Here is a 24,386-nt window from a genome sequence, read left to right as displayed (position 1 = left end):
GAAATCATGATTAAAAGCTATGTAACTATTGCCTTCAGGAACATCCGGCGTAACCTTAGTTATGCTTTCCTGAACGTTTTTGGGCTTACTTTGGGTGTGGCAGCGTGTTTGGTGATTTTCCTTATTGTGAGGAATGAGCTGGGCTTTGACAGCTACAACAGCAAGGCCGGCCGTACTTACCGGGTAACTTTAAACGCGCTTGATTTTAACTCGAACGTGTCTTTGGCGATAATCCCGGCCATGCGCATTGATTTTCCTGAGCTGGAGCAAGCCACGCAGCTTTTTTACCTGTCGGACGCGATGATCAAGATAGGCGAAAACCGGTTTAAAGAAAAGAACATAGTTTTTGGCGATGGGCAAACGCCGATGGTTTTTGACTACCAATGGCTGGCCGGCGACCCTAAAACCGCGCTTTCGCAACCCAATAGTGTAGTACTTACCGAGACCGCCGCCAAAAAATATTTCGGCAACAGTGAAGCTATGGGGAAAACTATCAACTTCGAAAATCAGTTTGATATTAAAGTAGCAGGCATTATTAAAGATTTGCCACCAAATTCAAGCACGCCGACGTCGTTCCTGATCTCGCTCAAAACCATCGAACAGAAGTTAAAAGGCGCCATGGGTAATTTCTGGTCTATCCCGGGCGGTAGCTATGCTTATATCGTGATCCCTAAAAATTATTCCATCCATCAATTGGAAAGCAAAATACCCGCTTTTATTAAAAAGAACTGGGGTGCCGATATTGCCAAAGCAGCTCATTTGCCGCTGCAGCCATTGAAAGATATTCATTTCGATCAGCGTTATATTAATAACATTATCACACCAACCTCAAAAGATACGTATTACGCGCTGATAGGGGTTGCTTTGCTTATTATTATTACCGCCTGTATCAATTTCGTTAACCTTGCCACGGCGCAGGCTATCAGGCGGGCTAAAGAGGTTGGGGTACGTAAAGTGTTAGGCGCCACCAAATCGCAGCTAATAAGGCAATTTATGGGCGAAACTACTGTCCTGGTGTTACTATCAGTAATTTTAGGCGTATTGGTATCAGCTTTTTTCCTTGCCCGGGCGGGCGAATGGATGTCGATAACTATTGATGCCAAACAGCTATTACAACCCGAAGTTATGACCTGGATAGCGGGAATAACCTTCCTGGTAATCCTGTTAGCCGGTTTGTATCCATCATTTGTGCAATCGGCATTTCAGCCGGTCGAATCCTTAAAAAGCCAGGCGGGCATGCCGGCAAAAGGTTTAACCTTACGTAAAGGCCTGGTTATAGCGCAGTTTGCCATCTCGCAGATATTAATTGTTGGCACCTTGATAGTTGCCCATCAAATGGACTTTTTTAAAAACCAGGACCTTGGATTTAATAAGGAAGCTGTTATTACGGTTAGTATCCCCACAAAAGAGAAACGGGATGTATTTAAACAACAACTGATGACAAATCCCGGTATCAAAGATCTCAGCTTCTCTAACGGTGGGCCGGTTTATAATAATTCGTTTACCAGCTTTCAGTCGCCCGAGCTTGGACTTACCAAAGATGATGTTACCGAGATGAAATTTGTTGATGAAAAATATATCGATATGTTTCAGCTGCACATGCTGGCCGGCCAAAAAATCTGGAAAAAAGATGATAAAGATACGCTGAATAGCATCGTAATCAACGAAACCATGATGCATAAGCTGGGCATCCAGGACCCGCACCTGGCTTTGAATAAACACGTAAAGCTTAATGGCGATCAACAATCAACTATTGTGGGCGTAGTACAGGATTTCCAAAGCGAATCAAAACATAAAAAACGGAGGGCCTGCGTGTTGGAGTACAATTCGCAGGGCTTTTTCATGGCCAGCATCAGGATTCAGCCCGCCGCAATGAATAAAACCATCGCTTATATCGGTAAACAATGGCTCCGGCTTTTCCCTGATAATGTTTTCCAATACGAGTTTATGGACGAGCATATAGCCAATTTTTACAGGCAGGAACAAAAAGTTTACACAGCTTTTCAGCTGTTCTCGTACATCGCTATACTTATTGGTTGTTTGGGCTTATATGGGCTGATAGCTTTTGCCGCATCGCAACGTACAAAAGAAGTTGGTATCCGCAAAGTTTTGGGTGCGCCCATATACAGTATTGTAGCCCTGTTTGGTAAAGAATTTATTTACCTGATAGCAATAGCCTTTTTAGTAGCCGCGCCGCTGGGTTACTACGTGATGCATAACTGGCTTCAAAATTTTGCATATCACATTAGCATCGGTCCGGGCATATTTTTTATCGCGATAGCATCATCATTTATCATAGCCGCGGTAACCATTGCCTACGAGGCCATAAAGGCCGCGCTGGTTAACCCGGTGAACAGTTTAAGGAGTGAATAACTTTATACTTTTTGATGCAACGTTGTTAGTAATAGTTTCGTCTTTATAATATTCAAACTTATCCCGGTTGTATGTTTAAAAATTTTATAAAAATAGCCTGGCGCAATTTGTTGCGTAACAAATCATTTTCATTAATCAATATATCGGGTCTGGCAATAGGTATGGCCAGTGCGGCGCTTATCCTGTTCTGGATCCAGAATGAGTTGAGTTACGACCAGTTTCATCAAAACCGGGATAGGTTGTACCAGGCCTATAACCGTGCTGTATTTGATGGCAAACTGTGGTGCTGGGGAACCACACCCAAGATCATGTCGAAAACTTTGAAGCAGGATTATTCTGCTGTTGAACAAAGCTGCCGCACAACATCGGCCAATTTCTTGTTCACCCTTGGCGATAAACACCTGAACCTTAATGGTGATTTTACCGATCCTGATTTTTTGACCATGTTCAGCTTTCCGCTGGTAGCGGGCAATCCTAAAACGGCGCTTAGTACCATTAATTCAATAGTCATTACGCAAAAACTGGCAAAAAAGCTATTTGGCGAACAAGACGCTATGGGGAAAGTGGTACGTATTGATAGCGTTGACCATTTTACAGTGACAGGTGTAATGAAAGATTTGCCCAACAACACTCGTTTTGATTTTGAATACCTGATGCCCTGGAGCTACCTGAAAAAAACGGGTGGTGACGATGAGTACTGGGGCAATAATTCGGTACAAACCTGGGTGCTTACTAAACCAAACGTTACCGAAGCACAGCTTAATAAGCAAGTGCTCAATATTACCAAATCGCACTCCGATCAAAAAGACCAGGAAGTGTTTATGCACTCTGCCGCCAAATGGCATTTATATTCCAAATTTGAAAACGGTAAAATAACCGGCGGTAAAATTGAATCGGTAAGGTTGTTTGCTGTTATAGCCGCATTCATTTTATTAATAGCCTGTATCAATTTCATGAACCTAAGCACGGCCCGGAGCGAAAAGCGCGCCCGCGAAGTTGGCATCATGAAAGCGATAGGTGCAAAAAAAGGCTCGATTATAACACAGTTTTTAGGCGAAAGTATCCTGATAGCTTTTATTGCAGGCATAATAGCCATTGTTATTGTGCAAATCAGCATGTCGGGCTTTAACCAGTTAACCGATAAGCAATTGTTTGTGCCTTATGCAAGTGTTTATTTCTGGCTGGCGGGCTTAGGTTTTGTTTTGTTTACCGGCGTAATAGCGGGTAGTTATCCGGCGTTCTTCCTGTCGTCATTTAAACCTGTTAGCGTGCTAAAGGGGACCTTTAAAAAGGTAGACGCCGCAATTAGTCCCCGCAAAATATTGGTGGTGGTTCAGTTTACTTTCGCCATCGTGCTTATCATCTGTACCATCCTCATCCGCGATCAGATGCAATACGCGCAAAACCGGGACCTTGGCTACAAAAAGGACAACCTGGTGTACACTATGATGTCGGGCAGTATTGATAAAAACTTTAAAATGATCCGTAATGAGCTGGTAAGCAGCGGGGCGGCAGTATCGGTCACCAAAACCAATTCGCCGGTTACCCAACGCTGGAGCGACAGTTGGGGCTTTGACTGGAAGGGAAAAGACCAAAGCCAGAAAATAGATTTTATCATGTACAACACCGATGGCGACTTTGTAAAAACAATGGGTTTAAAAATAGCCGCCGGCAGGGATATCGATGTAAATACTTATCCTACCGATTCTACCGCTATTTTACTTAACGAGGCCGCGGTAAAAGTGACCGGGTTTAAAGACCCGATAGGGCAGATCATCAAAAGGGATAACCATAATTTGGTGGTAGTTGGTGTGATTAAAGATTTTATAATCGAATCGCCATATCAGCCAATTAAAGCCATGATTATCCAGGGGCCTAAATCATGGTTCAACGTGGTGCATTATAAGCTTAACCCCAAAAACACTACCGCCGAAAACCTGAAACGCGCGGAAGCTGTGTTTAAAAAATATAACTCCGAGTACCCGTTTGAGTATCATTTTGTTGACGATGAATACGCCAAAAAATTCAACGACGAGCAAAAAGTAGGCACTTTGGCCAGCCTGTTTGCCGGGTTAACCATATTTATATCATGCCTTGGCTTATTTGGCCTTGCCGCTTATATGGCACAAAACCGCCAAAAAGAAATTAGCGTGCGTAAGGTGCTTGGTGCCTCGGTATCAAACCTAACCGGCATGTTATCAAAAGAATTTTTGATGCTTGTACTTATTTCTTTTGCTATAGCATCACCAATTGCCTGGTGGGGCATGCACAAATGGCTGGAAACCTATACCTACCGTATCACCATCCAAATTTGGGTGTTTGTAATGGCAGGCCTGGTAACCGTAATAGTTGCGCTGGCAACTGTCAGTTTCCAATCTATCAAAGCCGCGTTAGCCAACCCGATTAACAGTTTACGGAACGAGTAGTTATTGAGGTAAAAGGGGAAAGGCGAAAGGTTGTTCAAGGTTACAAGACCGTGACCTTTCGCCTTTCTCCTTTTCCCTTTCACCTTTCGCCGTGTATCATAATCGTACACCTACTGTTACGCCTGCGTACAGTTTTAATTTGAATAGTAAATTAACTATTTGATTTTCAGTTGTTTTAATAATTGGTATATATTTTAAACTGCATTGCGGGTAATTGTATCACAATGCTTAAAAATTATATTAAAACCGCATGGCGTAGTTTAAAACGCAATAAAATATTTTCGTTTATAAATGTGTTTGGCCTATCGGTTGGCTTAGCCTGCTGTATGCTGATAACAGCGTACGTGTATAGTGAATTAAGCTACGACAGATACCCGCAGGATGCCGGGCAGATTTATCGCGTTGGTATTAAAACTATTGAAAACGCGGGAACAAGTGAGTACCCCAACGTGGATGTTGCCGTAGCCAAAGGCATTAAAGATCAATATCCGCAGGTAAGCGATGTAACCAGGCTTACCGGCCGCAAACCATCGTTTATTGAATACAATGGCAAAAAGTTTAAAGAAGAACACCTGTTTATGGTGGACGCTAACTTTCTGCAGCTGTTTTCTATTCCCTTAATTGATGGCGAAACCAAAACCTGCCTGAAAGACCCCAACAGTACCGTAATTACCGCGGCATTTGCAAAAAAATACTTTGGCAATGGGGCAGCTGTAGGTCAATCGTTACTGGTAGATGGGGAGCCTTATAAGGTTACCGGGGTTATTGAAAAAGTACCCGACAATTCCCACTTTCATGGCGATGCGTTTTTTAGCATGAATAACCAGGTAAGCACCGGGCCGCAAACCTGGAGCAACATTGGTTATTTTACCTACATAAAACTAAACAAGAACGCTGACCCAAAAAAGCTGGAGTCGGCGTTTCCGAACGACCTGGTCAAAAAGTTTGTAGTACCCGAAATTGCCCATGACATGAATGTAAGCGTGGCCGAAGCAAGCAAATCTGTAAATACCTTCCTGTTTTATTTACAGCCCTTAACTGATATCCACCTGCACTCGGCAACCAAATACGAGCTGGAAGCCAATGGCGATATTCATTACGTTTACATATTTGGTGTTTTGGCTATATTTATTTTGATGCTGGCCTGCATTAACTTTACTAATTTATCAACCGCCAGTTCGGCAAAACGGAGCAAAGAGGTTGGTATCCGTAAAGTATTAGGTTCAGAAAAAAGCGGGCTTATTTCACAGTTCCTTACCGAATCGGTATTGCTCACATTAGGGGCTATGGTGTTGGCCATCGCATTCGTGTACCTGCTGCTGCCGGTTTTTAATGACCTGTCGCGTAAGCATATCAACATTAGTTTCTTTGTGAGTTTCCAGGCCATCATTACCGAGGTGTTACTGGTATTTGTTGTTGGGGTTATAGCCGGCATTTATCCGGCATTTGTATTGTCGGGCTTCCAGATCATTGCCGTATTAAAGGGCGGTTCGGGGACTACCAAACAGGCCAGCAAAAACTATTTACGCAGCGGCCTTATTGTTTTCCAGTTTGCAGTATCTACCGCGCTCATTATAGCCACATTTGTAGTTTACCAGCAATTGCACTATATGCAAAACAAAAAGCTGGGTTATGATAAAGACCAGGTTTTGGTTATTAACGAAACCTATTCGTTACGCAATAACATCGACGCGTTTAAGCAGGAGTTGCTGCGTAACCCCCAGGTTGTTAATGCAACTATATCCAGCAGTGTTCCCGGTTCAGGAGGCGGTATTGATGGCACGCAGATAGATGCCAAGGAATTTAATGACAAAGGCGGCCACGCCGAAATTCATACAGACATTTTTCATGTGGATGAACACTATATACCCACTTTAGGGATACAGATAGTAAAAGGGCGTAATTTTTATCCATCGTACCCCGGCGATTCCATGGCGGTAGTTGTTAACGAGGCCCTGGTGCGTGATTTGGGATGGGGTAAAAGCGATCCGATAGGTAAAACCATTGTCCGCTCGGCAAGGGCCCAATATACTGTTGTAGGGGTAGTTAAGGATTTTCATTATGTATCAACAAAGCAAAAGATTGCGCCGCTGATGTTGTTGCCTCGCCATAGCATCAGTTCAATTATGGTTAAGGTAAAAACAAAAGATATTAAAAACCTTATTGCCGATATGCGCACGCAATGGGATAGCTTTAAAACTGATTTACCTTTCAGCTATTCCTTCCTCGACGAAAAATTTGCATCGCTTTACGCATCCGAACAACAAACCGGGAAAATATTTACTGTGTTTGCGGTTGTTGCCCTGATCATAGCCAGCCTGGGCTTGTTTGGCCTGGCAGCATTCATGATCAGGCTTAGGGTTAAAGAAATAGGCATCCGTAAGGTTTTGGGGGCATCAACAGGCAGTATTACCACATTATTATCAAAAGAGTTTTTAAAACTTATTGTGATAGCATCGCTCATATCATTCCCCATAACCTGGTACGCCATGAGCAAATGGCTGCAGGAGTTTGCCTACCGCATAAGCATCCAGTGGTGGGTATTTTTATTAGCAGGCTGCATTGCATTACTGGTGGCCGCAATAACCATCAGCTTTCAATCGGTAAAAGCGGCCCTGGCCAACCCGGTGAAAAGTTTGAGGAACGAGTAGTTCATTGGTTCATTGGTTCATTGGTTCATTGGTTCATTGGTTCATTGGTTCATTGGTTCATTGGTTCATTGGTTCATTGGTTCATTGGTTCATTGGTTCATTGGTTCATTAAAATGGGCGCGTAATTTAGCGATTAGGATTTGGGTTTTAGAATTTAGGATTTAGAGTTTAGAATTTAACGATATTATTATGATAAAGAATTATTTACGCAGTGCTTTACGGAACATTACCAGGCACAAATTTATATCGTTCATCAATATATTTGGATTAACAGTTGGGTTAAGCTGCTGTTTGCTGATTGTGGTTTATGTGATTAACGAGACGAGCTATGATAAGTTTAATCCTAATGCCGATGATATTTATCGTGTTACCCGCAGCTTTAATACGCCTGATGGGGTAGAAACGCTTCATTTAGGGGCGGTTGCGCCGCCGTTTGGGCCCTTGCTCAAAAACGAGTTTTCGGATATCAAAAAAGTTACCCGTATATACCCGGCGGGCGGCAGCTTAGTGATCAGGTATAAAGACAAGCTACTTACCGAGAACGAAGGCTACTTCGCCGATGAGAATTTGTTCGATTTTTTTAATATCAAAACAACCCAGGGAGATCCGAAGTCGGCTTTGTCAGATCCATTTACGATGATGATGACCGAAGAAATGGCGCATAAATATTTTGGCAACGAAGATCCGATAAACAAGGTGGTACGGTTGGGCAACCAGTTTAATTTTAAGGTAACCGGAATTTTTGAACCGTTGCCGGCCAATTCGCAGTTTCATGCTAAAATGCTGCTTTCATTTAATACCCTGAACGACACAGCGGTTTATGGCCGAAAAGGTTTGCAAACCAACTGGGGCAACAATTCCTTTTTTACTTACCTGTTGTTCCCCAAAGGATATAACGCAGATAAAGTGGCTGCGCAGTTCCCTGCTTTTTTGGATAAATACGTTGGTACACGCGAATCAAAAAACAGTAAACTGTCGTTTCAAAAATTCCTGAGTATCCACCTGCATTCTCATCTTGATGACGAGCTTGATCAAAATGGCGATATCAAAAGGGTTTGGATATTTTCGGCCATTGCGCTGTTTATCCTGCTTATCGCCTGCATCAATTACATGAATTTGTCAACCGCCCGTTCGGCCTTAAGGGCAAGGGAAATAGGTATCCGTAAGGTTATTGGCGCACAGCAAAAGGAAATCATTATCCAGTTTTTAAGCGAATCGGTATTGATAACGGCATTTTCGCTGATACTGGCGCTTGGTATTACCTATGCGGTAATCCCGCTGGTGAACACTTTTTCGGGATTGTCATTATCTTTTAACCTGTTGTTTCAACCTCAAATAGTTACAGCCATCGTTGCAATGCCTTTTGTTATTGGCATTATCAGCGGCATTTATCCGGCTATCTTTATGTCGTCATTTAAACCTGTAAAAGTGTTAAAGGGCCTGGTTAAAGTAGGGTCGGGCAGTATTTCGTTCAGGAAGGTATTGGTGGTGATCCAGTTCTCGATATCTATCATTTTAATTGTTGCTACTACTATTGTTTTTCAGCAATTGAGGTATATGCAGCAAAAGGCGCTGGGTTTCAATAAAGATCATATCCTTACTGCAGCCAATCCTTTTACCCCCGGTCAGTTTGAGGTTTTTAAAAATGAGATTACCAAAGAAGGTATTGTGAAAGATATATCCCGTTCGTCGCGGATTCCATCGGGCAGATTATTGGACGACCAGGGGATTTCGGTGATGCAGAACGGATCGTCAAAAATGGTGAACGCAGATGTAAAATACATTAATACCGATTACGGTTTTATACCAACTTACGGGATGAAAATGGCTGCAGGCCGTAATTTTTCGAAAGATTTTGGAACCGACACCAACAACTATGTAATCAATGTTTCGGCCGCAAAAGTGTTGGGCTGGCAAACCCCCGAAAGCGCCGTTGGTAAGGAAATTAGTTATGGTGGCGTAAAAGGTAAAATAATAGGCGTTGTGAATGATTTCCATTTTGAATCACTGCATCAAAATATCATCCCGTTACTGATGCGCATGCCGTCATTCGCCAACAACAGTTATCGCCGGTTATCTGTTAAAATTGATGGTGATCACGTTCAGGAGGCCATTAATACCCTGGAACAGGCCTGGAAAAAATATCAACCCGAAACCCCGTTTGAATATGTTTTCCTGGATGATAAATTTCAAAAGCTGTACAACAGCGAGCAGCAGCAGGGCAGCTTATTTACTATATTCTCATTCATTGCCATATTTATAGCTTGTTTGGGTTTGTTTGGATTATCGGCATTTACCATTACACAGCGGGTTAAGGAGATAGGCGTGCGCAAAGTATTAGGCGCCAGCATCCCGCAAATAGTAACCGAACTATCTAAAGACTTTTTAAAACTGGTGCTTATTGCATCGGTAATTGCATTGCCTATAGCATGGTATTCCATGAGTAAATGGCTGCTTGATTTTGCCTTCCGCATCAGCATCCAATGGTGGGTATTTGTAATGGCAGGTGTCATCGCGGTAGTCATCGCTTTTTTAACTATCAGCTTTCAATCCATCAAAGCAGCATCGGCAAACCCGGTGAAAAGTTTAAGATCGGAGTAGTCATTGGGTCATTTGCTTCGCGTCATTAAGTCATTGAATTTTTAATGATGACTTAGTGACCAAATGACTCAATAAGAAGGTACTAATAAACTAATGAACCAGTGAACTAATGAACTAAAAAGATGATTAAAAACTATTTTAAAATAGCTCTGCGGAACTTTTGGCGACACAAGTTTTTTACGTTTATCAATGTAATCGGCTTGGCTATCGGAATTAGTTCGGCGCTGGTTATTTATTTGATAGTACATTTTGATTTTACTTTTGATAAGTCGGTTCATGATAGCGACCGGGTATACAGGGTAGTTTCCAATTATACTTATGCCGGCGAACCGGCCTATAACCGCGGTGTTTGTGGCCCTTTGCCCGAGGCCGTGCGTACGCAGGTTAGCGGTGTTGATGTGGCAACCCCGTTCTTTGCTTTGTATCAGCCAAATGTATTTGTCCAGGGTAAGTCCGGGGTGCCTGTTAAATTTAAACTGCAGGATCATGTGGTATTGGCCGATGAGCGCTATTTTGAGCTTTTTAACTATACCTGGCGTGCAGGCAAAGCTAAAACCGCATTCAATGGCCCCAACCAGGTAGTGCTGACCACCGACCAGGCCGAAAAATATTTTCCTAAACTGTCATACAACCAAATGATGGGCAGGGTTATTACCTATGATACCTTAAATACCGTTGTTGCCGGCATCGTAGAGCCGGTAAAAGGCAATACAGATTTTAAATCGCAGGCTTTTATATCTTACTCAACAGCAACTAATAACAAAGCTTTACAAGACGAATTAAGGCCGAAACATTGGGGTGGTACAACACCAGCATCACAGCTTTTTATTAAATTATCTCCCCAGGCTACAGTTGCTCAAATAACCAGGCAGCTGAATGAAATCCTGAAAAAACATAACCCGTCAACTCCATCCAATAAAGGCAATACCCGCAGCTTTGCTTTACAGCCATTAAGCGATGTACATTTTAATGCGCTTTACGGTACTTTTTATGGCGGGCGTACCGCAAACAAAACAACCTTGTATGGTCTGCTGGCAATAGCTACGTTTTTACTGCTGCTGGGTTGCATCAACTTTGTTAATTTAACAACCGCACAGGCTGCGCAAAGGGCAAAGGAGATAGGTATCCGTAAAACAATGGGCAGCAGCCGCTTGCAACTCATCATCCAGTTTTTAAGCGAAACATTTTTTATCACCCTTATCGCGGTTGTTATCTCGGTTTTGATTGCACCGGTGATCCTTAATTTGTTTAAAGATTTTATTCCCGAAGGGATCACGTTAGATCTTTTAAATCAGCCCAACCTTATCGTGTTTCTCTTGGCGCTCACATTTATAGTGAGTTTGTTATCCGGGTTTTATCCGGCGGTTTTACTATCGGGTTATAAACCGGTTTTGGTACTTAAAAACCAGGCATCATCAAACAGCAGTAAAACACGGAATGCGTGGTTGCGTAAATCGCTCACGGTAACCCAATTTGTAATAGCCCAGTTTTTTATTATGGCCACCGTATTGGTTAGCAAGCAAATATATTACGCGCTGCATAGAGACATAGGGTTGAAAAAAGATGCTATTTTGATCATCAATTCGCCATGGAAAAACCGAACCGATAGCCGTAACCAGGTGTTTTTAAATAAAATAAACGTACTGCCGCAGGTTCAATTGGTAAGTATGGGCAAGGATGCTCCATCGTCAGATAACGGCAACTCGACCGAAGCCACTTACCGCGACGGTAAGAAAGAGATAAAGATGGAACTTAATGAAAAGTATGGCGACGAGAATTACATCAAGGTATACCATATTAAATTGCTGGCCGGGCGTAATTTAATGCCAGGCGACATCGGTAGGGCATTTTTAATAAACGAAACTTATGCCCACGCCATCGGTTTTAAAAATCCAACTGATGCTGTAGGCAAATACATCGATAATTTTAATGGTGATACCAAAATGCAGGTAATTGGTGTTGTTCACGATTTTCATGCCGAATCGCTACATGCACCCATTAACCCGATATGTATCTTGACTGAGCATAATAACTATAACAGCGGCACATTCCACATCGCCCTTAAACCACAATCAGCAGGTGGCGACGACTGGAAAAAGGCCATCTCGACCATGCAATCATCATGGAAGGAAATTTATCCCGAAGATGATTTTGAATATCACTTTTTTGACGAAAACATAGCTAAGTTTTATGATGCCGAGCAGCATACCTCGACACTGTTAACCTGGGCAACGGGCTTATCTATATTCATCAGCTGCCTTGGCCTATTAGGGCTGGCTATTTATAATACCAACCAGCGCACCAAGGAAATTGGCGTACGTAAAGTGCTTGGTGCCACCGTTTCACAAATAGTTGCTTTGCTGTCGACAGAATTGGTGATGCTTATTTTACTGGCATTTGTGCTGGTAACACCTATCGCCTGGTATGCTATGAATAAATGGATGCAAAGCTTTGCCGACCGTACCAGCATCAGCTGGTGGATTTTTGTACTAAGCGGCGGCGGGATGCTTTTAACAGCACTGATAACATCGGGTTTTCAAACAATAAAAGCCGCGATGGCAAGCCCTTCCAGGAGTCTTAGAAGTGAGTGAGTTAGTCATTGGTCATTCGCTGCGCTGTCATTAGTAATTGGGGAGCTCTTTAGAATTTTTTCGATTTAGCGTTTAGGATTTAACTATTAGGTTTTTATTAGAATTTAGGATTTAGATATTAGAATTTAATTTTCAGCCATGATAAAAAATTACTTCAAGATTGCGTTCCGTAATTTCGGACGGCACAAGTTGTTTACAATAATCAACATTGTAGGGTTGTCTATCGGCATTAGTGCCGCTTTGGTAATTTACGTTATTGTAAATTATGATTTTACGTTTGATAAAAACCATAGGGATAGCGATAAGATTTACCGCGTGGTTACCGAGTATTCGTTTTCGGGCAATGTGGGGTATAACGGTGGCGTTACCGGCCCATTGGCGGGGGCTGTAAAAGCCGAGGTAACTGGCGTAAAAGATGTGGTGCCGTTTTTTACCAATGGCGGCATGAATGTATTTATAGCTAATAATACCAACGTACCCACGAGGTTTAAAGATCATGATAATATTGTACTGGCCGATGGCAGGTATTTTAAACTATTTGACTATACCTGGCTTGCAGGGGTGGCCAAAACGGCGCTGAACGAGCCTTACCAGGTGGTGCTAACGTCAGATCAGGCTAAGATATATTTCCCCAAGCTTTCTTACGGCCAGATGCTGGGCAAAACGGTAACTTATGATACCATTAAAACTACTGTTACCGGTATTATACAAACTCCTAAAGAAAACACCGACTTTAATTTTCATGATTTTATATCCTATAGTACTGGCCTTAACAATCCGGCCCTCAAAGATAATCTTCAGTTAACAGAATGGGGGAGTACCACGTCGGCATCCGTGTTGTTCGTTAAACTTGCAGATAATGCATCGGCAGCTAATGTTGAAAAGCAGTTGAATGTATTGCTTAAAAAACATAATCCGCCTAAAAAGGAAGATGCCGGCAATACCCAGGTTTTTCATTTGCAGCCGTTAAGCGATCTGCACTTTAACAAAGATTACAATAATTTTGATGGTGGCCGCACAGCAAGCAAGACAACCTCATATGGCTTACTGGTTATAGCTGCATTTTTGTTACTATTAGGTTGCATCAACTTTGTAAACCTTACAACAGCCCAGGCTTCGCAACGCGCCAAAGAAATAGGCATCCGTAAAACAATGGGAAGCACCCGCCGCCAACTAATAACCCAATTTTTGAGCGAAACCTTCCTGATAACCATTTTTGCAGTAATTATAGCGCTGCTGGTCGCACCATCCATCCTTAAACTATTTGCCGATTTTACCCCCAAAGGTATCACGGTTGATTACCTGCATCATGGCAATATCCTGCTGTTTATGCTTGCATTAGTGGTGGTTGTAAGTATATTATCTGGTTTTTACCCAGCGCTGGTATTATCGGGCTATAAGCCGGTTGATGTGTTTAAAAACCAGGCGCACTCCGGTACAAGTAAAACTCGTAACGCGTTTCTGCGTAAATCGTTAACTACGGTTCAGTTTGTTATAGCGCAGTTTTTTATCATGGCCACGCTATTGGTGAGCAAACAAATTTATTACGCACTGCATAAGGATCTGGGCTTTCAAAAGGATGCTATTGTCAATATAAGCATTCCATATAAAAATATGAACCCAGGGACAAAACAGGTATTTAAAAATAGGCTTGCCGCAATGCCTCAGATTGAGTTAATGAGTATTGGCGGCGCCCCTCCGTCATCCGGCAACACCAACAGCACCGAAATGACCTATAAGGATGGTAAAAAAGAGATTAAGACCGATGTGCAGCAAAAATACGGCGATGAAAATTATATAAAAGTATATAAAATAAAACTCCTTGCCGGTCGTAACATCCGCCAGAGCGATTCGGCAAAAGCATTTATCATTAATAAGACGTATGCAAAAATATTAGGCTTCAAGAACCCGTCCGATGCAGTTGGCAAAATTCTTGACTTTGATAATCATAAAAATGAGATTGTTGGTGTAACAGCAGATTTCTATCAAAAGTCGTTGCATTCGGCCATTCAGCCATTGGTCATTTTAATACCTACTAATAAATGGGGCACCCGCACTTTCCATATCGCCCTAAAACCGCAAACCACCAATGGCGGTGAATGGAAAAAGGCAATAAACAATATGGGAAAAACCTGGAAGGAATTATACCCGGATGATGACTTTGATTATAGTTTTTACGATAAAAATATCGAGAAATTTTATGAGTCTGAGCAACATACATCTACCTTGCTTACCTGGGCAACGGGCCTATCCATATTTATTAGTTGTTTAGGTTTGTTAGGGCTGGCTATGTACACCACCAACTTACGCACCAAAGAAATTGGGGTGCGCAAGGTACTCGGCGCTTCGGTCGCGCAGATCGTCACCCTGCTATCAACCGAATTGATATTACTTATTTTACTTGCATTCGTACTGGTTACACCATTGGCCTGGTACGCCATGAACAAGTGGATGGAAAGTTTTGCCGACCGTACCAGCATCAGTTGGTGGATATTTGTGGCAAGCGGTGCAGGCATGCTACTGGCTGCACTGTTTACACTAAGTTTTCAAACGGTAAAGGCTGCGGTTGCTAACCCCGTGAATAGTTTGCGAAGCGAATAGATTAGTTCATTGGTTCACTGGTTCATTAGTTTTGACCGACTGGCGTTGATGTGTTAAGGACAATGCCAAAGCTAATGAACAATACAACCAATGAACTAATGAACCATTGAACTAATGACCCAAAACGATGATTAAAAACTACTTAAAAATAGCCTGGCGTAATTTGTGGAAGCACAAATTTAATACCCTTATTAATGTATTCGGTCTATCCATGGGGATAGCGTGCAGCATTATTCTGTTCCAGTTTATTAGCTATCACCTAAGTTTTGATGCCTATCATCACAACAAAAAATCGTTATATAAAATAGTTGAACAGCTGCACCTCGACGATGGCACCACGCTATATGAAAAAGGCGCACCGATGGTGTTGGCCCGCGCTGTTAAAACAGCGTTGCCGCAGATAAAAGACGCAGCCGTTTTGGTTCAAAAGCGTTCGTTCACCATATCGGTTCCGGAAAGTGACGGGGCGGGAAAGAAGTTGTTTTATGAAAAAGAAAATGTTGGCCTTGCCGATAAGCACTGGTTTAACATGCTTGACTATACGTGGCTCGCTGGCAGTGCCGAAACTGCCTTTAATGACCCGGATAATGCGGTTATCACCCAAAAATTGGCATTGAAATATTTTGGTACCGACGATGCTGTTGGCCGTGTTATCCGCCTGGATAGCAAGCACAATTTTAAGGTGACCGGGGTATTGGCCGATAATGTGGATAATACCGATTTTAAGTGCGATATGTTTTTATCGCTAACTGCCATTAAAACACTTTATCCGGATGTTCAAAAAGATTTCCAGGAAAGCTGGGCCTGGGAAGACTCGCGGAATGTTATATTTCTGCAATTGCCGCCAAATCTGTCGCCCCGAAAGGTTGAGGCTACAATACCCAAACTGATTGATAAGGAAGCGGCAAAAACCTTCAAATACTTTTTGCAACCCATAAATGAGGTGCATTTTGATGGCCGCTATAGCGGCGTAATACAAAAATCGTTGTTAAGTACGCTGGGCATTGTGGGTTTATTGCTTATTGTGATAGCCTGTGTAAATTTTGTTAATATGGCAACCGCCCAGAGCTTTAAACGCGCCAAAGAAATTGGTACCCGTAAAGTTTTAGGCAGTACCCCTGCTGCTATATTCATCCAGTTTATGACAGAAACGGCGTTAATAGTTTTGGCCGCCGGGCTAATAGCTGTATTATCAGTTTGGATGTTTTTACCGGTTTTAAATTCCTGGCTACAAACATCGCTTACATTTAATTTTACACACGATAAAACGCTTTTTGTTTTTATTGCCCTATCCATGCTGATAATTACCATTGCCGCAGGGTTTTACCCCGCTTTGGTATTAAGCAGGTTTAAGCCTGTAAATGCGCTGAAAAACCAGGTTGGCGGGCATTCGCAATCTGCCGGGTTTAGCCGTAAAAGGCTCATCGTTATTCAAAATGTAATTGCACAGGTACTTATTATCGGTACCATCATTATCACCATGCAGGTGCGCTACCTGAAGACTGCCGATCTTGGCTTTAATAAAACGGGCGTAGTAATGCTTCCTTTGCCCGATTTTGACAAGAGTAAGACTGATTTTTTCCGTAACCAGCTACTGGCTAACCCCGCTATAAGCGCTGTTTCTTTTTGCTACCGGGCACCTTCCTCAACAGCCGATAAAGGCGGATCAATAAAGTACGAGGGGAGGGACTGGGAAAAGTTTGTAGGCCGCACTTTGATGGGCGATGCAGGTTATGCTAAAACATTCGGCTTGCGGATTATAGCAGGCAGAAATATTGCCGAAGCGGATTCGGCCAAAGAGTACCTGGTGAATGAGCAATTGGTTAAACAATTAGGTATCAAAGATCCCCGGAAGATAATTGGCCACCAATTTACCGCCGGAGACCTGACTGATAAACCAGGTACCATTGTTGGGGTTGTGAAAGATTTTCACGCCAAATCGCTTTACAAAGTAATAGAACCGTCGTATATCAGTACTTTTCGCACTCAGTATCAGTACGCAGGCGTAAGGATCGATCTGAAAAACCGTTCTGCTGCTTTATCGCAAATCCAAAAAGTATTTCAATCAGTATTCCCGGAAAATGTATTTGAATACCGCTTCCTGGACGAGCAGATTAACGATTTTTATCAAAAAGAAGACTTGCTGAACAAACTCATTACCTCCAGTGCGGTTATCGCCATTTTTATCAGCTGTCTTGGCCTTTTAGGGTTGATATCGCTGCTCACCATGCAGCGCACCAAAGAAATAGGCATCCGTAAAGTGCTTGGGGCTTCGGTAACCAATATTACCGCATTACTCTCTGCCGATTTTATTAAACTGGTTGTTATTGCAATTGTAGTGGCATCGCCTATAGCCTGGCTAACCATGAGTAAATACCTCCAGGATTTTGCTTACCGGATAGATATTCAATGGTGGGTATTTGCATTAGCAGCGGCCTTATCTGTCCTGATAGCATTTGCAACAGTATGTTATCAATCGCTTAAAGCGGCAATGGCCAACCCGGTTGAAAGTTTGCGAAACGAGTAGCAGGCTTTGTATTCCGGAATTTGTTACTTCAGCTGTTTTAAGCTAAAATAACTTGTTATGTGTTGCGTTTGAACATCGTCTCTTTAGATGCCTACCTAAACAAATGAGATATATTATTAGTACCTTAATTCTCAGCTTCTTTACCAGCAATCTTTTTGCGCAGGATAAACTGCCAGATGCCGCTAATTTACCAAACCAGGTTGGCGATATTATATTTAATCCGCAAACAGACCAATACGATTTTAAGCTTTGCGATAAGGATAATATTTACCAATATTACGGGTTAAATACATCTTATAAAGGCGAGGCAAAAGCATTAAAGAAAGAACTGTTTGGCAAAATAGTTTATCAGCCGCAATTTAAACAGGTTACAGGCTCCGTTACCGTTCGGTTTATTGTGAATTGTAAGGGGCAAACCGGCTGGTTCAGAATTTACCAGTTAGACGCCAGTTATCGCAGGGTCGCCTTTCCGCCAATTTTTGTCGCGATGGTTTCTGCGGCTTTAAAAAGCTTAAAAGGCTGGATCCCCGGTAAACTTCCAAACGGCACAGTTTGCGACACCTATTATTATTTGCACTTCAAGGTAGTTAATGGTCATGTTAAAGATATAGCCATATGAAAAAGTACCTGTTGGTTTTAATGTGTTTAAGTGGGGGAATGCTTAAAGCGCAAACCAATTGCAATATTTATAAAGATAAGCCACGCCAGGTGGCATGCCAGTATTATACAGATGCTATTCAATACCCACAGGGATCTAAAAATTCACAGCAACTGTTTATCTATTCGTTACAGGCCTGCGCCACTTTTGGGCCAACTTTATGTGAAATGTCGGTGCCTTATTTAAAACGGGGCGATTTTTACACCTGGAAAATATTAATGGATAAAGCAGTGCAAGCTGATCCGGCCGAATACTTAAGCGTTAGGGGCTGGTGTTATTTTAAATTTCTGAAGGATTACAAGAATTGCTATGCCGATTTGTACCGTTTATATAAACTAACCAAGGGCTTGCCAGGTTATACAGGCGATGGAGATTATGACCTGCGTATGGTGATGGCAATGGCCCAGCGCCAACTGGGCAATAATAAACTGGCCATGCATTATTTTAATGAATGCATTGGCGATCATGAAAGAAAAAAAAATTTAGGGCTTTACGATTATTTACACCGGGGAGTTACGCTGTTAAAGATGAAAAGATATGCCGCCGCACTGGCCGATCTGAAGCGGGAAGTTAACAAGTACCCAAAACTTGCAGATGTTCACTATTATATTGGGCTTGCCTATTTAGCAATGCACAACAAAATCGACGCCGTCAAATCGCTCAAATACGCCCGTGAACTGTACCTCAAAACCGGCTACCATCATGCCGACCCTTACAAAGAAGAACCAGACCAGGTTTACCTTTCGGATATAACCGGGGCATTTGCCAAAGCAAAAAGCTAACCGAGCCCTGATGTTCCACTAAAAATTAAAGAATCAAAACCACTGTATCATTACCGTACACTTACTGTTACGCTTACGAACATATTCGTAATTCGGATATAATATAACTTATTTATTATCAAGTATTTAAAGTTTTGGTATGTGTTTTAAACCAAGTGTACAAATCTGCATATCACATGTTAAAAAATTACATCAAAATAGCGTGGCGTAATATAGTAAGGCACAAGGCCTATTCAAGTATAAATATAGCCGGGCTTACGGTTGGCATTGCCGCTTGTTTGCTCATTTTTGTTATCATTAATTTTGAGCTGAGCTTTGATAAATTTCAACCCAACTACAAAAATATATACCACGTTGTAACCCAGGAAAAACACGAATCGGACCTTACGTATAATCCGGGTATCGCAGTGCCTGCTACTGAAGCCCTTCGGTTAGATTTTCCGCAGGCAAAGGTAGCGGCCTTAAACGGTAGCTACGGCAGCCAGATCACCGTTCCCGAAGCTGCCGGCACAGGTACAGGCGATAAAAAATTTACCGAAAACCTGGGTGTTTTATTCACTGAACCTCAATTCTTTGACATTTTTAGTTCAAAATGGCTGGCCGGCACCGCATCTGTTTTAAAAGATCCGGATATGGCAGTGATTGACAAAAGCATGGCCAACAAATACTTTGGCGACTGGAAAAATGCGGTTGGCAAAACCCTTAAAATGGACAACGTTATAACGCTTAAAGTTGCCGGGGTTATTGAAGACGCGCCTGTTAATACCGACTTTCCGTTTAAAATAATGGTATCGTTTGTGAGTTGGAAAGCGCACGGCAAAGATTATAACTACAGCAGCGAATGGGGATCGACAAGCAGCAATCACCAGGTTTTTATGCTGATGCCCCCAAATATGACTGCCGATAATGTTGGTAAGCAGCTGGAAGCTTTTTCGCGCAAGCATTTTAAAAAAGGTATATCTGAAACCCACATCCTGGCTCAACCACTATCGCTGTTTCATTTTGATACCCGTTTTGGTAACCCGCTGGCAGATCATACCATGAGCTACGCCACGTTGCGTACCATATCGCTCATTGCGTTACTGATCATCGTAATGGCCTCCATTAATTTTATAAACCTATCTACGGCGCAATCCGTTGGCCGCTCAAAAGAAGTTGGTATCCGTAAAGTATTGGGCAGTACACGTAAGCAATTGATAGCCCAGGTTATTGGCGAAACTACGCTGGTTGTCTTCTTTTCGGTAGTGCTGGCTTTAGGTATAGCAAGGTTGGCCATGCCACAACTCAAAAGCATCGCCAATGTACCCGAAAGCATTGGTTTATTTACTGCCGAAAACCTGCTGTTTTTACTTGTTGTAATGATAGTTGTCATTGTGTTGTCGGGCATTTACCCTGCTATGGTCGTATCAGGTTTCAAACCGGTTTTAGCTTTGAAAAATAAGATCACCGCGGCTTCAATTGGCGGCATTCCGTTACGCAGGGCGCTGGTTATTACCCAGTTTGCGATATCCCAATTGTTAATGATTGGCACTATAGTGGCCATGAACCAAATGGATTTTGTAAACAAGGCCGATCTTGGCTTTAATAAAGAAGCGGTACTGGTTATTCCCGGCTACACCGATAGCATCAGTTTAGGTAAAATGGTAGCCTATCGTCAGCAGCTTATGCAAAATTCTGCTGTAAAATCGGTTAGTTTTAGTTCGGATGCGCCATCGTCAGAAAACAACTGGGGCACCAATTTTAATTTCAATAACAACACAAAAGATCCCGGTTTTAACACCTATTTAAAGTTTGGCGATGCCGACTATTTTAAAACCTTCGGTCTCCAATTTACCGCCGGCAAAGGATATGATGTAAGTGATACTGCCAGGCAGGTGGTAGTCAATGAAACCTTCATTCATAAATTAGGGATCCAAAATGCCGAAAGCGCAATTGGTAAAACCGTACGAATGGGTGGCAATGGCAGGTGGATGCCTATAACCGGTGTGGTTAAGGATTTTAAAACCAACTCGCTGCGCGAAACCGTGAAGCCAATTGTTATCGCCCCGGCAAAAAAATTTGAAGGCAATGTTGCCATTAAAATCCAGACCAAAAACTTAAGTAAAACCGTTGCCGAATTGCAAAAACTGTGGGAGAACACTTACCCCGAATATGCCTACAACGGATATTTCCTGGATGATAATATTGCTAAATTTTACCAGGCAGAAAACCAGATGGCCATGGTTTACAAAATATTTGCCGGTATAGCTATTTTCATTTCCTGCCTGGGTTTATACGGCCTGGTATCATTTATGGCGGTGCAACGCACTAAAGAGGTTGGTATCCGCAAAGTATTAGGCGCATCGGTAAGCAGTATTGTTTACCTGTTTTCTAAAGAATTTGTCGTGCTCATCGTTATATCCTTTGTAATTGCCATGCCATTGGCCTGGTACGTGATGACCGGCTGGCTACAAAACTTTGCCTATCGTATATCGTTAAGCGCCTGGATATTCCTGTTGGCCATGGCTTCATCGGTAGTTATTGCCTGGGTAACGGTAGGGTACAAGGCCGTGCGTGCGGCCTTGGCTAACCCGGTGAAAAGCTTGCGTAGTGAGTAAGGAAGTTCATTGGCTCACTTGTTCATTGGTTTACTGGTGAACGCGGGTGTACTGGTGCTGAGTGCTACAGACTTATCGACATTGTAACTAAACAAATATGTAATACTAATGAACTAATAAACTAGTGAACCAATGAACTTTTTGAAAACAACGTTCCGTAGCTTGTTAAAAAACAAGGCTTACAGTTTTTTGAATATTGCGGGGCTTGCAATAGGCATTGCCTGCGCATCTATTATATTTCTGTGGGTTCAGGACGAGCTTACTTTTAACCATAATTTTCAAAAAAGGGATAACATTTATGTTATCTATGAAAACCAAACATATGAAGGTAAGGTTTCCACTTTTCATGCTACGCCGGGCCCTATGGCCAAATCATTAGTCGCGGATATCCCAGGTATAAAAACAGCTGCCCGATCGGGCGGTACCGGCGATGTTTTGTTTTCTCTTGGCGATAAATCCATTAACGAACAAGGAGATTACGCTGATGCCGGGATATTTTCGATCCTGAAACTACCTTTTGTTTATGGCGATGCCAATAATGCTTTCCGTGATGTGCATTCGGTGGTGATTAATAAAACCATGGCCAAAAAGTTTTTTGGCGATGCCAACCCGGTAGGCAAAACGCTTAAGATGAATAACGAGCAGGATTTTACTGTTACCGGTGTAATCACTGATCTTCCTAAAAATTCGACAATGCAGTTTCATTGGCTGGCGCCGTTAAACGATGTTGACCCTAAAAAGCCCTGGATGAAGGATTGGGGTGCTAACTGGGCGCATACTTATTTAGAGTTGGAGCCTAACGCCGATGTTAATGCCGTTAATAAAAAGTTGGCCAACTATATTGGAACCAAAAAGACGGGCAACAATACGCAATCATTTCTTTTTGCCATGAACGATTGGAATTTGCACGATAATTTTACCGATGGTAAAATGGATGGCGGCCGCATTGTTTATGTACGTTTATTTGCCATTATCGGCCTCATCATATTATTTATAGCCTGTATCAATTTCATGAACCTGGCAACAGCCCGATCAGAAAGGCGGGCCAAAGAGGTTGGTGTGCGTAAGGTGATGGGGGCCGGTAAAGGTAAACTCATTAGTCAGTTTATTGGCGAAGCGTTGATTATGGCATTTATAGCAGTCGCCGTAGCTGTATTATTGGTTGTTTTAACGCTGCCTGCGTTCAATAACCTGGTTCAAAAAGAACTGGCCATTAACCTGTTTGCTGCCGGTCATGTTGTTTACTTAGTAGCTATAGGTATAATAACAGGCCTGCTTGCCGGTAGTTATCCGGCTTTTTACTTGTCATCTTTTAACCCTATAACGGTTTTAAAAAGTATCAAAATAAAGTCAAGTACAAGTTCGGGCCTTATTAGGCAAAGCCTGGTGGTTATCCAATTTTCAATTTCAATTATATTGATTATCGGTACCGTGGTAATCTATCAACAGATACAGCACGTAAAAAACCGCAAACTGGGATTTAATAGAAACGACCTGATCAGCATCAGCACGCAAGGTAAACTGGTTGGCCACTTCCCTGCAGTTTACAACGAATTAAAAGAAACAGGTTTGGTTGAGGATGCTGCATTGAGTGACTATCCCGCTTTAGAGATTTGGAGTAATACCGATAATTACTCGTGGGAAGGCAAGGATGTGTCAAAAAATCCATTGATAAGCCTGGAGAATGTTAACGACCATTTTTTATCAACCATGGGTATGAAGCTGGCATCCGGCAGGAATTTCCATTCAAATCAAACTACTGATAGTAATAACGTGATCATTAACGAAGCCTTTGCCAAACAAATGGGTAAACAAGGACATGTTGGTGCTATTATAACGGAAGGCGGCTCAAAGCGCTTAACTGTAACGGGCATAGTTAAAAACTTCCTTTACAATGATATGTATGCTGCCAGTGCCCCCATGTTGTTATATAATCATACCGACGGAGCCCGCTTTTTAACCATAAGGTTTAAACATGGAGCAAATTTGCCGGATGTATTGAGCAAAGTTGGCAGTATAATTAAATCAAATAATCCCGGCTATCCCTTCGATTATAAATTTGTTGACGACGAATTTGACCTGATATTTAAAACCGAAACACTAACCGGTACATTGGCCGGCGTTTTTGCGTCGCTGGCCATATTTATATCCTGCCTGGGTTTGTTCGGACTGGCCGCATACACCGCCGAGCGGAGGATAAAGGAAATAGGCATCCGCAAAGTTTTGGGTGCCAGCGTTGCCGGTTTAACCGGCTTATTATCAAAAGATTTTTTACAACTGGTAGGTATTTCCTGCCTCATTGCATTCCCGGTGGCCTGGTGGGCCATCAGTGACTGGCTGCAAAAGTACCAATACCGGGTAAGTATCCACTGGTGGGTATTTGCTGCTGCAGGTATTATAACCGCGCTTATTGCGCTGGCAACCGTAAGTTTCCAGGCTATAAAAGCTGCGTTAAGTAACCCGGTTAAAAGTTTGAGGAATGAATAATTTAAGTCATTGGTCATTTGCTTCGCGTCATTAAGTCATTGATGCTTTCAAAATGACTCAATGACAAGGCACTAATGAACTAATGAACAAAT

11 protein-coding genes are annotated in these 24,386 nt (G+C 42.4%); all 11 read left to right on the top strand.

Annotated features, from left to right (window positions below; genetic code table 11):
- Window positions 1-6 precede the first annotated feature (6 nt).
- The 11 genes from AC1RM2_RS27915 (at window position 7) to AC1RM2_RS27865 (ending at window position 24,294) form a co-directional block, all read left to right on the top strand.
- Window positions 7-2,373 (top strand): ABC transporter permease, encoded by a 2,367-nt coding sequence (locus tag AC1RM2_RS27915; protein WP_492988439.1) that lies wholly within the window; start codon window positions 7-9, stop codon window positions 2,371-2,373.
- Between the two features lie 71 nt (window positions 2,374-2,444).
- On the top strand, window positions 2,445-4,799 hold the full coding sequence (locus AC1RM2_RS27910) for an ABC transporter permease (RefSeq protein WP_492988438.1): 2,355 nt from the start codon (window positions 2,445-2,447) through the stop codon (window positions 4,797-4,799).
- 224 nt (window positions 4,800-5,023) lie between these two features.
- Window positions 5,024-7,450 carry an ABC transporter permease gene (locus AC1RM2_RS27905; protein ID WP_492988437.1) on the top strand — a complete coding sequence of 809 codons (2,427 nt, stop codon included), beginning with the start codon at window positions 5,024-5,026 and terminating at the stop codon, window positions 7,448-7,450.
- A gap of 189 nt (window positions 7,451-7,639) precedes the next feature.
- Window positions 7,640-10,051: an ABC transporter permease gene (locus AC1RM2_RS27900; protein ID WP_492988436.1), complete on the top strand. Its 2,412-nt coding sequence runs from the start codon at window positions 7,640-7,642 to the stop codon at window positions 10,049-10,051.
- Between the two features lie 122 nt (window positions 10,052-10,173).
- Entirely contained in the window at window positions 10,174-12,642 is a 2,469-nt protein-coding gene (locus tag AC1RM2_RS27895; RefSeq protein WP_492988435.1) for an ABC transporter permease, read from the top strand.
- 138 nt (window positions 12,643-12,780) lie between these two features.
- Window positions 12,781-15,243, top strand: a complete 2,463-nt coding sequence (locus AC1RM2_RS27890; protein ID WP_492988434.1) for an ABC transporter permease — start codon at window positions 12,781-12,783, stop codon at window positions 15,241-15,243.
- Window positions 15,244-15,370: 127 nt separating this feature from the next.
- The gene (locus tag AC1RM2_RS27885) at window positions 15,371-17,770 is read left to right on the top strand and encodes an ABC transporter permease (RefSeq protein ID WP_492988433.1); all 2,400 of its coding nucleotides are present in this window, start codon (window positions 15,371-15,373) and stop codon (window positions 17,768-17,770) included.
- A 103-nt stretch (window positions 17,771-17,873) separates the two neighbouring features.
- On the top strand, window positions 17,874-18,389 hold the full coding sequence (locus tag AC1RM2_RS27880; protein ID WP_492988432.1) for a hypothetical protein: 516 nt from the start codon (window positions 17,874-17,876) through the stop codon (window positions 18,387-18,389).
- Window positions 18,386-19,210: a hypothetical protein gene (locus AC1RM2_RS27875; protein WP_492988431.1), complete on the top strand. Its 825-nt coding sequence runs from the start codon at window positions 18,386-18,388 to the stop codon at window positions 19,208-19,210. Before AC1RM2_RS27880 ends, AC1RM2_RS27875 begins: the two co-directional genes overlap by 4 nt.
- Window positions 19,211-19,386: 176 nt before the next feature.
- Window positions 19,387-21,807 carry an ABC transporter permease gene (locus tag AC1RM2_RS27870; protein WP_492988430.1) on the top strand — a complete coding sequence of 807 codons (2,421 nt, stop codon included), beginning with the start codon at window positions 19,387-19,389 and terminating at the stop codon, window positions 21,805-21,807.
- Between the two features lie 132 nt (window positions 21,808-21,939).
- Window positions 21,940-24,294 (top strand): ABC transporter permease, encoded by a 2,355-nt coding sequence (locus AC1RM2_RS27865; protein ID WP_492988429.1) that lies wholly within the window; start codon window positions 21,940-21,942, stop codon window positions 24,292-24,294.
- Window positions 24,295-24,386 lie beyond the last annotated feature (92 nt).

Source organism: Mucilaginibacter sp. GW822-FHT03E02 (assembly GCF_058801545.1).
This window is presented reverse-complemented; position numbering and strand designations above follow the sequence as displayed.

Coding starts and splice junctions, on each gene's coding strand:
- AC1RM2_RS27880 (WP_492988432.1), top strand. CDS start 17,874: ATGAGATATATTATTAGTACCTTAATTCTCAGCTTCTTTACCAGCAAT.
- AC1RM2_RS27915 (WP_492988439.1), top strand. CDS start 7: ATGATTAAAAGCTATGTAACTATTGCCTTCAGGAACATCCGGCGTAAC.
- AC1RM2_RS27895 (WP_492988435.1), top strand. CDS start 10,174: ATGATTAAAAACTATTTTAAAATAGCTCTGCGGAACTTTTGGCGACAC.
- AC1RM2_RS27905 (WP_492988437.1), top strand. CDS start 5,024: ATGCTTAAAAATTATATTAAAACCGCATGGCGTAGTTTAAAACGCAAT.
- AC1RM2_RS27870 (WP_492988430.1), top strand. CDS start 19,387: ATGTTAAAAAATTACATCAAAATAGCGTGGCGTAATATAGTAAGGCAC.
- AC1RM2_RS27885 (WP_492988433.1), top strand. CDS start 15,371: ATGATTAAAAACTACTTAAAAATAGCCTGGCGTAATTTGTGGAAGCAC.
- AC1RM2_RS27875 (WP_492988431.1), top strand. CDS start 18,386: ATGAAAAAGTACCTGTTGGTTTTAATGTGTTTAAGTGGGGGAATGCTT.
- AC1RM2_RS27900 (WP_492988436.1), top strand. CDS start 7,640: ATGATAAAGAATTATTTACGCAGTGCTTTACGGAACATTACCAGGCAC.
- AC1RM2_RS27865 (WP_492988429.1), top strand. CDS start 21,940: ATGAACTTTTTGAAAACAACGTTCCGTAGCTTGTTAAAAAACAAGGCT.
- AC1RM2_RS27890 (WP_492988434.1), top strand. CDS start 12,781: ATGATAAAAAATTACTTCAAGATTGCGTTCCGTAATTTCGGACGGCAC.
- AC1RM2_RS27910 (WP_492988438.1), top strand. CDS start 2,445: ATGTTTAAAAATTTTATAAAAATAGCCTGGCGCAATTTGTTGCGTAAC.